Origin of the sequence: Mediterranea sp. ET5 (assembly GCF_023337025.1) — a bacterium.
GTDB lineage: Bacteria > Bacteroidota > Bacteroidia > Bacteroidales > Bacteroidaceae > Phocaeicola_A.
In genome coordinates, this window is record NZ_JAMBLN010000016.1 from 25,787 (window position 1) to 41,107 (window position 15,321).

Below are 15,321 nucleotides of genomic sequence, written 5' to 3' on the forward strand. Positions count from 1 at the left end.
CTCCCTTCGTTCCCTTCCGTCGGTCTTTTCACACGGACGGACGCAAAATCACACATCGGGAATCGTGCCCCTTCGGGCTCTGAAAAGTGGAAACAGGTGGTTGTTTTCGTACGGACGAACGACCACGACGGTGCGGACACGTCCGTACGACGGTAGTCGTTCGTCCGTACGAAGCGAGTCACAGGTGCTTTCGATGGTGAAAATGGGTTCGGCGGATGCTTTTTTCGCGTTAGAAAAGGTGTATTTGTGTGAACGGACGTTACTTTCGGCTCATTCCGGCGTCCGTGTCTTAAAATATTTAACGCGTGATTTTCTGGAAGGGAGAAATTTGCGAAAGTACGCGTCAGCTGAAAACGCCGAATCGGGAAAATGTGATGTTAAAACCGGAGGAACGTTGTCATTGTGACAAACGGACTTTGCGGAAAGGGTTCTCACATCGGACGGATGTTGTCACTTGTCAACTATCAATTGTTAACAGAAGGGGAGGAACGAGGCTCCAAAACATGTTTTACAGCAGGGAATACCAGTTTTTCCATCATTTGTGTCAGTTTTTACACCGTCGGAACGGAGGTTCGGGCTTTCTTTGCGAGCAATCTAAACATGAAAAATATGAACTACCGAGGAAACACACACACGAGCGTCTCCCGTCACACGGGTGGATGTCTTTCGAAAAACACACTGTTTGCCTGTAGCCTCTCGTTGGGCATGATGATGGCGCCGCAGCTGCTCCTGGCGGCGGACGTGAATGCCGCAACCGATGTCCAGGCTGCCGTCACTCAACAGAACAGGTCGGTCACCGGACGGGTGGTCGACGAGAAGGGGGAACCGCTCATCGGCGTATCCATCCAGGTGAAGGGTACGAAGCTGGGAACGGTGACCGACTTCGACGGTAATTTCAAACTCAACGCACCTGCGGACGCCACACTTGTCATCTCCTACGTAGGCTTCCGTACGCAGGAAATCGAACTGAAAGGGCGCTCCGACTGCCAGGTCAGCATGGTCCCCGATGACCAGCTGCTCGACGAGGTGGTCGTGGTGGGCTATGGCGTGGTGAAGAAGTCCGACCTGACAGGCTCCGTCGGGAGCGTGAAGTCGGACGTGATTTCGGCACGCGGCTCGACGTCGGTCATGGAGAGTCTCCAGGGACAGGTCGCCGGTGTGAACATCACCCAGTCTTCGAGCCGCGCGGGCGACGGGTTCAGCATCCAGATTCGTGGTAAGAGCTCGCTCAACGAGGCGGAGCCGCTCTACGTCATCGACGGGGTGGTATGCGACAACATGGACTTCCTCAACCCGATGGACATCGAGAAGGTAGACGTCCTCAAGGATGCCTCCTCGACGGCTATCTACGGTTCACGCGCCACGAACGGCGTGCTGATGATTACGACCAAGAAGGGCGCACCCGAGGAGTCTCGCGCGACCGTCAGCTATGACGGATACTACGGCGTGAAGCACACGACGAACATGCCGGACTTCATGGACGGTGACCAGTTCCTCAACTGGCGTTTCTACCGCTACTTCGAGTCGTCGATGGACAGCAGCACGGGTCTGACGACATGGAACATGACGGACGCCAACTACCAGAACTTCTGGGGCGGGGGCAGCGAGGTCGTCAAGGACATGTACCGCAACAAGCGTTACACCGACTGGGTGGACCTGGTGACACGCACCGGCTCGCAACAGAACCACTTCGTCAACATCACCGGCAACGCGCGCGACATCAGCTATCGCGTCGGCCTCGGCTACCAGGACGAGGAGGGCGTGCTCTATGACGGCTACAGCCGCTGGAACCTGAAGGGAGCCGTCGACCATAAAATCTCCGACAAGGTGTCGGCAGGATTCTCCACCAACATGGCAACGTCGCTCAAGGAGAGCGGCAGCAACTACGCCGTCCTCTCGGGCTTCCGCATGACGCCGACGATGCCGGCGTACTACTGGGAGGGGGAGAATGCCGGCGAGCTCATCGTCCAGCCGGGCAAGGATGCCGCCATCTATCCCAACGGCGGCGGACCGACCTCGAACATCAACCCGCTGGTCGACCGCGAGAACTCCAAGGACAACACACGCTCCTATGACATCATGGCGAACCTCTACCTGCAGTACAGCCCCATCAAGGAGGTCATCCTGAAGACGACCTTCTCGCCCATGTACACGAAGAGCGAGCGGGGCACGTTCTACAACGGCAACACGCAGTACCGCTCGGGTAAGACGAACATGGCGGAGAAGTACAACGACCAGGTGTTCTCCTACACATGGGACACGCAGGCGAACTTCATCAAGTCGTTCGGCGACCACAACGTGAACGTGCTGGGCCTGTTCAGTGTCTACGACCAGCGGATGGAAGGCGACTACATGGGCGTGGTCGATATGCCGTTCGACGTCGACTGGCACAACCTCGGCTCGGGAACGGTGCAGAGCCAGTCGAGCTACTATGAGCGCATCACGATGTTGTCTTACGTGGCGCGCGTCAACTACGACTACAAGGGCAAGTACATGGTGACCGTATCCTCGCGCTGGGATGGCAGCTCGAAGTTCAGCGAAGGGAACCGCTGGGGTATGTTCCCCTCGGCAGCCGTCGCCTGGCGTATGTCCGAAGAGAAGTTCATGGAGCCGGTACGCGGCTGGCTGAGCAACCTGAAGCTCCGTGCCAGCTTCGGTGTGACGGGTAACAACGCGGGCGTAGGTCCCTACGACACGCAGGCGCTCGCCAACGTGAAGTACTACTACAACTTCGGCAGCACGGTAGCCAACGGCTTCGGCTACACGATGATCAACCCCGACCTCACGTGGGAACGGACGACGGAGTTCAACGTCGGCGTGGACTTCGGCTTCCTGGACAACCGCATCAACGGTTCGGTGGACCTGTACAACAAGAACTCCAGCGACCTGCTGATGGAGATGCAGACGCCGCTCGAACTGGGCTCCTACTCGGGCGCCGTGGTGAGCAACGTCGGCAAGGTGAACAACAAGGGTATCGAGGTTCAGCTGAACACGAACAACGTCCGCACGAAGGACTGGAACTGGACGACCTCGTTCTCCTTTGCCCGCAACATCAACAGCATCCGGGAGCTGAATGGAGGCAAAGAGGACCTCGTAGGCAACAAGTGGTTCATCGGCAGCCCCATCGACGTGGTCTACGGCTACAAGTACACGGGCGTCTGTACGCGTGAAGAGGCACAGGCCATGGCGCAGGACCCGAACATAAAGACCAAGTTCCATGAGGGCGAGATGAAGATTTACGACAAGACCGGCGACGGCGTCATCGACGCGAACGACAAGATGATTCTCGGCCATTGCGCACCGACGTGGACGGGAAGCTTCGTCTCGAACCTGACCTACAGGAACTGGGACCTCAGCCTGAACATCTACACGAGCCAGGGAGGCACGGTCTACTCTCCGTTCATGGGCGAGTTCACCGACTACTCGCAGCGCGGCATGCAGCGCCTGAACATCGACTACTATATCCCCGAAGGCGTACCGACGCTTGCCGAGGACGGCTCGATATCGACCACGACCTCGACGCACTACGGCAGCTGGCCCTTCCCGACGAACGGCGGCAACGGCAAGGGCGGCGGCTCCTACTGGCTGTCCGGTGCCAATGAAGACCGCTCGCAGTACTTCGTGGACAACTCGTACGTGAAGATAAAGAACATCACCCTGGGCTACACCTTCCCGACGTCGTGGCTCAAGAAGCTGCACATCTCCCACCTGCGTCTGTATGCCAACGTGGTCAATCCCGTAGTGTGGACGGACTACAAGGGCTTCGACCCTGAGTGGGCGGACGCACAGGTCGGCGACGGTACCGGCGGTGTGAGCGCCACGAGCTGGCAGTTTGGTATTAACTTAAAATTCTAATGCAATCATGAAACACCTATACATTTTCGCACTTGCGGCCTCCCTGGCGTTTACCGCCTGCTCGGACTTTCTGGAGCAAGACAACAAATCGAACGTCCCCACCGAGGAGTTCTACAACACGGCGAACGGCTTCGCCAGCCTCACGAACAGCGCCTACTCCTCGCTCCGCACCATCTACAGCGCACAGCCCCAGCTCTTCGTGGCGGGCACGGACCTCTATGCCGACGGCAAGAGCCAGGGCGTGGTCATGGGACAGTATACCTTCACGACCGATGAAGGCATCATCAAGGACTTCTACGACCGTTGCTACAAGGGCATCCAGCTCGCCAACAGCGTCATCGCGTACGGCGAGACGACCGAGGACAACGCCCAGCGCCTGCAATACATCGACGAGGCGCGTTACCTACGGGCATGGTGGTACTTCCAGCTCGTGCAGCAGTTCGGTCCGGTGGCGCTGAACACCGAGATGTTCGAGTCCGCCGTGATGAGCCACGAGCGCACCGACCTCGCCACGGTCTACCAGTTCATCATTGACGAGTTTACCTACCTGGCATCCGCAGACTCGCATCTGCTGGAGCGCGCCTCTTCCGGCGTCGGTCGTGCCAATAAGCGGGCAGCCGCCTTCTATGCCGCCAAGGCATACCTGACACGTGGCTGGCTCGACGGCACCGACTACGAGGCACAGGAGGCATCCATCGCCCAGGCGTCGGACTTCGACAACGCCGTGACCTATGCCCGGCAGGCCATCAACGGGGAGCTTCCCGCGCTCTCCATCGAGGAGGCGTTCGACGTCAATAACGAAGAGAACGACGAACTGTTCTGGAGCGTGCAGTACAGCAGCTCCGCCGTGGAGAACCCCGTTGACGACGGATCCTACCAGCAGTCACAGTTCGGAGCCTACCAGGGTGGCTCCGAGAAGCCACGCAACAAGGCGATTGACGGCAACTTCGCACCTTCCCTCCGTCTCCAGCAGATGTACACGCGCGGAGACGGCCGACTGGAGCAGACCTTCATGCTGGAGTTCCATGAGGCATACTTCGACTGGTACACCAACCCGACGTCGAAGATACTCTACTACTATGCTCCCGCCTGGGCGACCGACGAGGACATCGCCGCCTGGCGTGCCGACGACCCGAACGGCATCAAGACCGAGACCATAGTCAGCAAGACCGTCGCCGAGGGCGGCATCGCACCGTCCAACGGTCAGCCGGCTTCCTACAAGGACCGGCGGACGCAGGACTTCGGCAACGCCGCCATCAAGAAGTTTGACGACTACACCGAGACCTCCATTGCCAACCGGAGCACCACGTGCAGCATGCACGACGTTGTCCTGGCACGCCTGGGCGAAGCGTACCTGATCGCCGCTGAGGCTTATTACAAGAAGGGCGACATGCGGCAGGCTGCGGAGATGATCAACAACCTGCGTCAGCGTCCCGGAACCATCAAGAGCGGCTACGAGACAGCCATGCACGTCGACGCTGCCGACATTACCATCGACTTCATCCTCGACGAGCGCGCCCGCGAGCTGGCAGGCGAGTACGTCCGCTGGACCGACCTGAAGCGCACGCACAAGCTCATCGAGTACGTCACCGAGTACAACGAGGACGGTGTCGAGCTCAGTGCGCTGACGGGACCCGACGGCAAGTACAAGATTCTGCGCCCCATCCCGCAGGCCGCCATCGACCTCAACCAGGCTCACGTGGAGCAGAACCCCGGCTATTAAGCCTCCCGCCTGGCAGACTGAACATGCAGTAGACAAGCTCTCTCCTGCCTCCTCCATTCTCCTCGGGGAGAGTGGGGGAGGCTTCTGCCGTCTCTGCGATCCCATTACTCCTTATTCCCGACTTTTATGCTGAAACAACTCCTCTCTCTCTTTCTGGGCATGACGGCGCTGTCCGTCCCCCTTGCCGCCCAACAGACGTCGCCTGACACTTGGGGCGACCAGGGCAATGGCACATACATCAACCCCATCCTCAACGCCGACTACTCCGACCCCGACGTCATCCGTGTGGGCGAGAAGTACTACATGGTCGCCTCCGACTTCCACTTCCTGGGCATGCAGGTGCTCGTCTCGGACGACATGGTCAACTGGCGCCTCCTCTCCCAGGTCTACAGCCGCTTCGACTTCCCGGGCTGGGACACGAACGAACGCTATGCCGGCGGCTCGTGGGCACCTGCCATCCGCTACCACGACGGGAAGTTCTGGATTTTCTTCTGCACACCCGACGAGGGACTCTTCATGACCAACGCCACCGACCCCGCCGGACCGTGGAGCCCCCTGACGAACGTCTGCCACGTGCCCAAGTGGGAAGACCCGTGCCCCTTCTGGGACGATGACGGACAGGCGTACCTCGGACGCAGCATCCACGGCGCAGGCCCCATCATCATCCACCGCATGAGCCCCGACGGCACCCGCCTGCTCGACGAGGGACGGACCGTCTACCGCGGACCGGTGGCGGAGGGCACGAAGATTCACAAGCGCAACGGGTACTACTACCTCAGCATCCCCGAAGGGGGCGTCTCCAAGGGGTGGCAGACCGTCCTGCGCTCGAAGAGCATCTACGGCCCCTATGAGAAGCGCGTGGTGCTCGAACGCGGCACGACCGACATAAACGGACCGCACCAGGGAGCGATGGTCGACACGCCGGAGGGCGAATGGTACTTCTTCCACTTCCAGCAGTACAACCCGCTGGGACGCGTCGTCCACCTGCAACCCATGCACTGGGAGGATGACTGGCCCGTGGTCGGCGTGGACATCGACCGCAACGGTGTCGGCGAACCGGTCGCATCGTGGACCAAGCCGCGGGGAACCCGTGACGTGCCCGTCGAAGTGCCCCGCACCGATGACGACTTTAGCGGACCGTCGCTCGGATTGCAGTGGCAGTTCAACCACAACCCCGTGGACGATGCCTGGTCGCTGACCGAACGTCCCGGCACGCTCACCCTCCACGCCCTGCAGGCAGACGACTTCCGCCGGGCACGCAATACGCTCACCCAGAAGACCATGGGCTACCGCGGCACGGCGACCGTACGCATGGACTTTGACGACCTGGCGGACGGACAGCGCTGCGGCATCGCCTGCATCGGCAAGGCGAACAGCCTGCTGGGCATCCGCCGCGACGGAGCGGACACCCGCCTCTACCTTGAGCACGGGGGCACGGAGGCTGCCTCCTTCTCCGTCAGCGGGACGACCGTCTACCTCCGTCTGCAGGCGGACGCACGGGCGAACCGCTACACCCTGCTGTACAGTATCGACAACCGCAACTTCACCGCCGCGGGCGACGCCTTCACGATGGAGTTCGGCAACTGGAAAGGGGTGCGCGTGGGGTTGTACTGCTACAACGTGCGGCAGGCAGCGGGCAGTGCCTCCTTTGACGACTTTACCTACCGTCACGACGGACCGGCACGCCGTCAGCCGATGACACCGCAGGAGGCCATCGTCAGCCGCATCGCCACCACCTCCTTCCCCGACCGCACCTTCACCGTCCGCCTGCCTGAAAAGGCTGACGAGAGCCTCCGGGTCATCCAGCAGGCCATTGACTCCTGCTCGTGGCTCGGCGGAGGGACCGTCCGTGTCACAGCCGGACACTACCCTCTCAACGGGCCGCTGCGCCTGAAGAGCGACGTCAACCTCCACCTCGACGAGGGCGCCTACCTGCAGTTCAGCGGACGGGCGGACGACTTCCTCCCCGTGGTGCTGACCCGCTGGGAAGGCACGGAGATGTACGGACACTCCCCCATGATTTATGCCTACCATGCCAACAACATTGCCATCACGGGCAGCGGTACCATCGACGCCCAGGGTGGCAAGGAGTTCGCCGCATGGAGCCGGATTGAGGCACCGGACCGCGACCGCCTGCGGGAGATGGGCGACAAGCTTGTGCCCGTCCAGGAACGCGTCTTCGGCAAGGGCACCGTCCTGCGTCCGTCGTGCATCCAGCCCCTGGGCTGCTCGCGCGTGCTCATCGAGGGCGTGACCATCAAGGACTCCCCCTTCTGGACCATCCACCCGGTGCTCTGTGACAATGTCATCGTCCGCGGGGTGACCATCGACAGCCACTTCCCCAACAACGACGGCTGCGACCCGGAGGGAACGTCGAACGTGCTCATCGAGCGTTGCACCTTCCGCACCGGCGACGACGCCATCGCCATCAAGTCAGGACGCGACACCGACGGCCGCTCCATCGGACGCCCCTCGCGGAACATCGTCATCCGCGACTGCATCTTCCACTCCGAGTGCAACGGGCTGTGCATCGGCAGCGAGATGTCCGGCGGTGCCTCCGATGTCTATATGAGCAACATCGAGATAGGCACGGTCAAGAACGCCCTCTACTTCAAGTCCAACCGCGACCGGGGCGGCTACATCCGCCGCGTCTTCGTCGACAGCATCACGGTGGAGCGCGCCAAGGGCGCCATACTCCGCTTTGAGACCAACTACTTCGGCTTCCGCGGGGGGAACTACCAGGCACTCTATGAGGACTTCCACATCAGCCACGTCCAGGCTGGGAAGGCGGACCACTACGCCGTGTTCATGGACGGCAACGAGGTGTACCCGATACGCAACGTCCGCATCCACGACTTCCACGTCGGCGAGGCACCGCACGCCCACTACCTGAAGAACACTGAGGGCGTCCGCTTCACCTCGTCGTCGGTCAACGGCACCCCGCTGCCCGAACAACCGGAGGAAAGCCCCGAACGGGTCACGCTGGAGGTCTATTGACCACGTCTCAATTGACAATTGACAATGGACAATTGACAATGTCCCTTCGGCGTGGGCATGAATCCGTCTTGTGGACACATCCCCCACACCGAAGGGCAATTGTCCATTGTCCATTGTCCATTGTCCATTGTCAATTATCTTTGCACCGCATTTCCAAGAGATAACACCAATGAAGACAGCTTACACCAACAAAGAGATTCTGAAGATAGCCTATCCCTGCCTGATCAGCCTGGTCATGGAGCAGCTCATCGGAATGACCGACACCGCGTTCCTGGGTCGGGTCGGCGAAGTCGAACTGGGTGCATCGGCGATTGCCAGCGTCTATTACCTCGTCATCTTCATGATGGGCTTCGGCTTCAGTGCGGGCGCACAAATCATCATGGCACGCCGTAACGGCGAACAGAACTACCGGGAGGTCGGTGCCATCTTTTACCACGGACTCTACTTCCTCCTCGCCTTTGCCGTGCTCGCCTTCGGGCTGACCAAGGCGCTTTCGCCCCTGCTGCTGGAGCGCATCATCGACGACCCCGACATCTGTGCGGCAGCCGAGAGCTACATCGACTGGCGTATCTTCGGCTTCTTCTTCTCCTTCGCCGCGGCGATGTTCCGCGCATTCTACATCGGCACCACCCAGACGAAGACCCTGACGCTGAACTCCGTCGTCATGGTCCTGTCGAACGTGGTGTTCAACTACATCCTCGTCTTCGGCAAGCTGGGCTTCCCCGCCCTGGGCATTGCCGGAGCCGCCATCGGCTCGTCGCTCTGCGAGCTGGTGTCGCTGGTCTTCTTCATTGTCTACACCACGCGGCGCATCGACTGTGCCAAGTACGGGCTTGCCCACCGCGTGCGTTTCCGGATGCGTACGCTGCGGAGCATCTTCACCGTCTCGTTCTGGACCATGATACAGAGCTTCCTGACGCTGTCCACGTGGTTCCTCTTCTTCCTCTTCGTCGAGCACCTGGGCAAGGAGCCGCTTGCCGTGTCGAACGTCGTGCGCAGCGTGTCAGGATTCTTCTACATGATTGTCGCCGCCTTCGCCGCCACGTGCGGGTCGCTGGTGAGCAACCTCATCGGTGCCGGCAAGACCGACGCCGTCCTGCCCACCATCCGTCAGCACATCCGCCTGTGCTACCTCTTCGTGCTCGGGCTGGGTGTCCTCGTGGCAGTCTTTCCCACCGCGGTCATCAGCATCTACACCAACATCCCCGAGCTTCAGGCGGCGACTGTCCCCTCGCTGCTCGTCCTGTGCACGGCGTACGTCTTCCACGTCCCCGGCATCATCTATTTCCAGTCCATCTCCGGTACGGGCAACACGCGGATGGCGTTCCTGCTGGAGGTCATCGTCCAGGTGGTCTATGTCGCCTACTGTGTGGTCATCATCAACTGGCTGCGCGCGGACGTCGCCGTCTGCTGGACGACCGAGCACATCTACGGACTGGCACTGCTCGTCTTCTGCTCCATCTACATCCACCGCGGCGGATGGCGGGGCAAGGCGGTCTGACCCCCTCTGTGCCGGGCGGACGGCAGCTTCCTTCCGACGCGATTGTCAATTTGTCAAAATGTCAAACGAATCGCCCGAGAAGGGCTTTCCTTGCACCGAAATACGAGTTGGTGACCGGGAAGGCCCTTCTCGGGCGATTTGCCAAATGCACCCTGATGCCTTTTCCGTCGTTTTCCTGTCCTTCTGCTCGCTGTTCCTTGTTCTGCATTCCCTTCTGTCGGTCTTTTCACACGGACGGACGCAATTTCACACTCACGGAATCGTGCCCCTCTGGTCGCTAAAAAGTGGGGACAGGTGGCTGTTTTCGTACGGACGAACGACCACGACGGTGCGGACACGTCCGTACGACGGTAGTCGTTCGTCCGTACGAAGCCAATCACCGGTGCTTTCGTCGGTGAAAATGGGTGCGAAGGATGCCTTTTTCGCGTTAGAAACGGTGTAATTATGTGAATATAGGTTTATTTATCTGCGTTCTGACGGACGTATCTTAAAATATTTAACGCACGATTTTCTAATTGGGACAAAATTGCGGATTTATGCGTTACCTGAAAACGCCGAATCGGGAAAATGTGATGTTAAAACCGGACTTTCAATTGACAATTGACAATTGATAATTGACAGTGGACAATTATCGCCTTGTAGACACATCCCCCACGCCGCACGGCAATTGTCCATTGTCCATTGTCAATTGTCAATTGAGACGTTGTCCATTGTCCATTGAGACGTTGTCCATTGTCAATTATTTTGTTACCTTTACGAGCTGTTACGATACACGCTTATGAGAATCCGCATATACCTGGGTCTGTACATTCTTTTCACCCTTTTCACCCTGTCCGGGCACAGCCGGGCGGGGGCGTTGCCGCAATACGCCGTCCGAGCCTACGGTCCGAAGGACGGGCTGGGGCACGGCTTCATGCACGACATCCTCCAGGACCGCGAGGGCGTGATGTGGTTTGCCACATGGAACGGGCTGAGCTGCTTCGACGGCTACACCTTCCGCAACTTCAAGGCAGGCGCCGATGGCACACATCCCTTCACCAGCGGACGGGTGCTCTCCATCACCGAGGACTCCGTCGGCTGCCTTTGGCTCGTGTGCTACGACAACTCCGTCTACCGCTTCGACCCGCGCGACGAGCGTGTCCTCCCTGTCCCGTTGACAGGCGGACGCCGCACTGCGCAGACTGCCGTCGTCCGTCCCCTTGTCGGCGGTGTGGTCTGGGTCCTGGGCAACGGCACCGCCGTCCGTGCCTCTTACGATGCCGACAGCCAGCAGCTTGCCCTGCGTCCGCCCGTCAACCTCGCGTCGTGTGGCGAGCTGACGGACGTCCACCGCGACGACCGCGGGCAGGAGTGGATACTCTCCTCCCGGGGACTCTTCCGCTTTGACCCGCTGACGGAGATGCTGCGTCCCGTCCGGTTGCCCGGCGCCCCGGAGACCGCCCTGCGGACGCTGATGGAAGACGGACGCCGCCTGCTCGTTGCCGGCGACAGCGGCCGCGTGGTCGTCTGCGACAAGGCGACCCACCGGCTCACCCTCCACCGCCTGCCCACCCGTGCCGCCGTGACCGACATCGCCCGGTGCGCGGACGGCAGCCTGCTCTTTTCCACCGACGGCGACGGGCTGTTCCTCGCCACCCCTTCCGACACCCTCCACTTCTCGACACGCACCCCCGGCGGACCTGCGGACGACCATATATATAAGGTGTACACCGACCGCCACGGACTCGCCTGGCTGGAGTATGCCTCCCTCGGCATCGGGCTGTTCGACCCATCGCACCGCCGCTTCACCCACTTCCTCATGCGCGACGAGCACGGGCGTCCGCTTGCCACCGAGACGGGCGTACTCCTGACGGAAGACGCCAACGGCATCCTCTGGGTCCACCCCAAGGGCGGCGGGCTGGCATGGTATGACCGTCCGTCGAACACCCTCGTGCCCTTCAACCCCGCCCAGCGGACGCATGAGTGGCGCTCGAACGACCGCTGTTTCTCCATCTGCACCGACCGTCAGGGGAACCTCTGGATGAGTACCCTCCTGGGCGGACTGACGAAGATAACCTTCCAGCACGCCTTCTTCCACCTCCTGCCCCTCGATGCCGACGACCCCGAGTCGCCCGGGAACGAGGTGCGCGCCCTCCTGGTCGACCGTCAGGGACGCACCTGGGCAGGCACGCGCAACAACGAGCTGCTCGTGCTCGACCCCTACAAGCATCTGCTGGGCAGGCTGGACCCGTCCGCCGGACGCATCGTCTCCCGTGAGAGCGCAGCCACGCGCTTTGCCAGGGTTTACGCCGTGATGCAGGACCGCGACGGCGACATCTGGGTGTCGACCAAGGGGCAGGGCATCTACCGCCTCCGTCCGTCGGGCGAAGGACGCTTCCGGACGGAGCACTACACCCACTCGTCGGTCGACCCCTACAGCCTGAGTTGCGACGAGGTCTACCACCTGTTCGAGGACAGCCGCGGGCGCGTCTGGGTGGCTACCTACGGCGGCGGGCTCAATCTCGTACGCTTCCAGGCGGACGGTAGCCTGCGCTTCCTCCATGCCCGCAACGAGCTGAAGAGCTTCCCCCTGCGCCACTACTACAAGCTGCGCCACGTCAGCGAGGACAGCCACGGACGCATCTGGGTGTCGTCCACCGTCGGTGCGCTCGCCTGTGACGGCAGTTTCAGCCGTCCGTCGGACATCCGCTGGACCCGCTGCCTCGACCACTGCGACGTGCACATGGTGGACTGCCTGCCCGGAGGCGGAGTCTTCGCCGCCACCTTCGGACAGGGACTGCAGGAGCTGACCTCCTTCGGCGGGGGCAAGGCGTCGTTCCGTGCCTACACCCACGCCGACGGGCTGATAGCCGACATCATCTACGCCATCCGTCCGGACGACCGGGGCAACCTCTGGCTCGCCACCGAGAAGGGACTCATCAAGTACCGTCCTGCCGACGCGACCTTCGAACACTATGAGAACGATTTCACCGCCTTCAACATCCAGTTCAGCGAGGGCGCGGGCACCTTTGCCGGGACGCAGATACAGCTGGGCACGACGAAGGGCATCTTCTACTTCAACCCCGCGGAAGTGTTCAAGAACACCTTCACCCCCACCATCCGCCTGTCCGCCCTCGTGACGGACCACCGCACCGTCTCCCCCGGCGACAGCACGGGCATCCTGCGGCACACGCTCAACCACACGTCGCTCGTGTGCATCCCCCACGGCATCCACACCGTCGGCATCCGCTACGCCGCCCTTGACATGTCGAACACCGAGGACATCCAGTACGCCTACCGGCTCGACGGCTTCGACCGCGAGTACCGTTACGTCGGGGAGAGCCGCGAGGCGACCTACACCAACCTTCCGCCGGGGCACTACACCTTCCGCGTGAAGTCCACGAACAGCGAGGGCGTGTGGCGCGACAACGAGAAGACGCTGGCGGTCGAGGTGCTGCCTTCCTTCTGGCAGACACCCTGGGCATGGCTGCTCTACACGGCGGGAGTCGTCGGGCTGTTCGTGCTGGTGCTCCGTCTCTACCGCGCTTTCTACCGGCTGAAGGACAAGGCGGAGCGTGAGGAGCTGATGGCACAGTTCAAGCTGAAGTTCTTCACCGACGTGTCCCACGAGCTGCGCACCCCGCTGACGCTCATCTCCGGTCCGCTGGAGTACATGCTCGCCCGTTCGCCCCTGACCGACGACGTACGCGGCCGCCTCCTGACGGTGAAGCACAACAGCGACCGCCTGCTGAGGCTCGTCAACCAGATACTCGACTTCAACAAGCTCCAGGACAACCGCCTGAAGCTCTACGTGCGCCTGCTCGACCTCTCCTCGCTGCTGGAGCGGACGGTCGCCGACTTCCGCCTGCTCGCCGAGAAGCGCGACATCTGCCTGAGCTACGGGCACCCCTCCGGCGACGTGCGGGTGTGGTGCGACGCCGAGAAGATGGAACAGGTCGTGGGCAACCTGCTGTCCAATGCCTTCAAGTACACCCCCGAGCACCGTGCCATCCGCGTGGAGCTGACGACCGACGGAGGCGCCGCCGTCATCCGTGTCACCGACGAGGGGGTGGGCATCAGCCCGCAGAAGCTGCGGACCATCTTCGGACGCTTCGAGACCTCGCCCGGTCCCGACTTCACGGGCATCCCGGGCACCGGCATCGGGCTGGCGCTCACCAAGGAGCTGGTGGAGCTTCACGGCGGCACCATCGGCGTGCGGAGCCGTCCCGGGGAAGGGAGCTGCTTCACCGTGACGCTTCCTCCGGGCAGGGACCACTTCCCGGCGGACACGGAGTTTCTGCTGACGGACGCGGCGGCGCCCTCCGTCCCGACGTCCGTGCCGGCGTGTCCGCAGCCTTCCGCCCCTGAATCCGGCGAGGAGACCGCCTCCAGCAGCATGCTCATCGTGGAGGACAACGACGAGCTGCGCCGCTTCATCGCCGAGGTGTTCAGCCCCGACTTCCGCGTCGTGGAAGCCCGTGACGGCGAAGAAGGCCTGGCGTCGGCACGTACCCTCATGCCCGACATCATCCTGACGGACATCATGATGCCGCGCCGTGACGGCCTGTCGCTCCTGCGCGAGCTGCGCGCCGACATCGGCACAAGCCACATCCCCGTCGTCCTGCTCACCGCAAAGGCAGACTCCGACAACCGCCTCCGGGGGCTGGAGACAGGCGCCGACGCCTACATTGTCAAGCCTTTCGGCATCTCCTACCTGCGTGCCCAGGTGGACAACCTGCTGGAGCGGCGCAAGCGTCTGCAAGCCTACTACGGCAACCCCCACCGCACCCCCGTGCCCGACGAGCCGGAGGCGGACCGTCCGTCGGACACCCTCACCGCGGGCGACCGGGAGTTCCTGGAGAAGCTCGACGCCCTCATCGACCGCGAGCTGGACAATCCCGACCTCTCCGTGGAGCAGCTCGTGGAGCACTTCAGCTTCGGCAGGACCGTCTTCTTCCGCAAGCTCAAGGCACTCACCGGCAAGTCGCCCATCCTCTACATCAAGGAGGCGCGCATGACCCGTGCCGCCCGCCTGCTGAAGGAGCACCGCAACAGCATCGCCGAGATAGCCTACGCCGTCGGGTTCAGCGACCCGCACTACTTCAGCAAGAGCTTCAAGCAGTACTACGGCGTCTCCCCGACCGACTACGCCGGCGACCCGGACTGACCCTCCGCAGAGCCGGGGAGGCGGCATCGTGTCGCCGTGGTAATGAAAATGTAGCCCCAATGAAAAAAAAGCGTGATTTCCTGTACAACTTATGATTTA

5 protein-coding genes are annotated in these 15,321 nt (G+C 61.7%); all 5 read left to right on the top strand.

The window, feature by feature from the left end; genetic code table 11:
• Positions 1–609 precede the first annotated feature (609 nt).
• The 5 genes from M3087_RS10240 to M3087_RS10260 all read left to right on the top strand — a co-directional run bounded on the left by M3087_RS10240 (position 610) and on the right by M3087_RS10260 (position 15,222).
• On the top strand, positions 610–3,855 hold the full coding sequence (locus M3087_RS10240) for a SusC/RagA family TonB-linked outer membrane protein (protein WP_410797023.1): 3,246 nt from the start codon (positions 610–612) through the stop codon (positions 3,853–3,855).
• A 7-nt stretch (positions 3,856–3,862) separates the two neighbouring features.
• Positions 3,863–5,578, top strand: coding sequence for a RagB/SusD family nutrient uptake outer membrane protein (locus tag M3087_RS10245; protein WP_249095501.1), 1,716 nt, complete (start codon positions 3,863–3,865; stop codon positions 5,576–5,578).
• Between the two features lie 159 nt (positions 5,579–5,737).
• A complete protein-coding gene (locus tag M3087_RS10250) occupies positions 5,738–8,575 on the top strand; it encodes a family 43 glycosylhydrolase (RefSeq protein WP_249095580.1) in 2,838 nt (945 codons plus the stop codon).
• A gap of 169 nt (positions 8,576–8,744) precedes the next feature.
• The gene (locus M3087_RS10255; protein WP_249095504.1) at positions 8,745–10,076 is read left to right on the top strand and encodes an MATE family efflux transporter; all 1,332 of its coding nucleotides are present in this window, start codon (positions 8,745–8,747) and stop codon (positions 10,074–10,076) included.
• Positions 10,077–10,854: 778 nt separating this feature from the next.
• A complete protein-coding gene (locus tag M3087_RS10260) occupies positions 10,855–15,222 on the top strand; it encodes a two-component regulator propeller domain-containing protein (protein WP_249095507.1) in 4,368 nt (1,455 codons plus the stop codon).
• The last annotated feature ends 99 nt before the right edge of the window (positions 15,223–15,321 follow it).

Excerpts from the sequence above, each read along its gene's own strand:
- M3087_RS10240 (WP_410797023.1), top strand. The coding sequence starts at position 610 with ATGAACTACCGAGGAAACACACACACGAGCGTCTCCCGTCACACGGGT.
- M3087_RS10245 (WP_249095501.1), top strand. The coding sequence starts at position 3,863 with ATGAAACACCTATACATTTTCGCACTTGCGGCCTCCCTGGCGTTTACC.
- M3087_RS10250 (WP_249095580.1), top strand. The coding sequence starts at position 5,738 with ATGACGGCGCTGTCCGTCCCCCTTGCCGCCCAACAGACGTCGCCTGAC.
- M3087_RS10255 (WP_249095504.1), top strand. The coding sequence starts at position 8,745 with ATGAAGACAGCTTACACCAACAAAGAGATTCTGAAGATAGCCTATCCC.
- M3087_RS10260 (WP_249095507.1), top strand. The coding sequence starts at position 10,855 with ATGAGAATCCGCATATACCTGGGTCTGTACATTCTTTTCACCCTTTTC.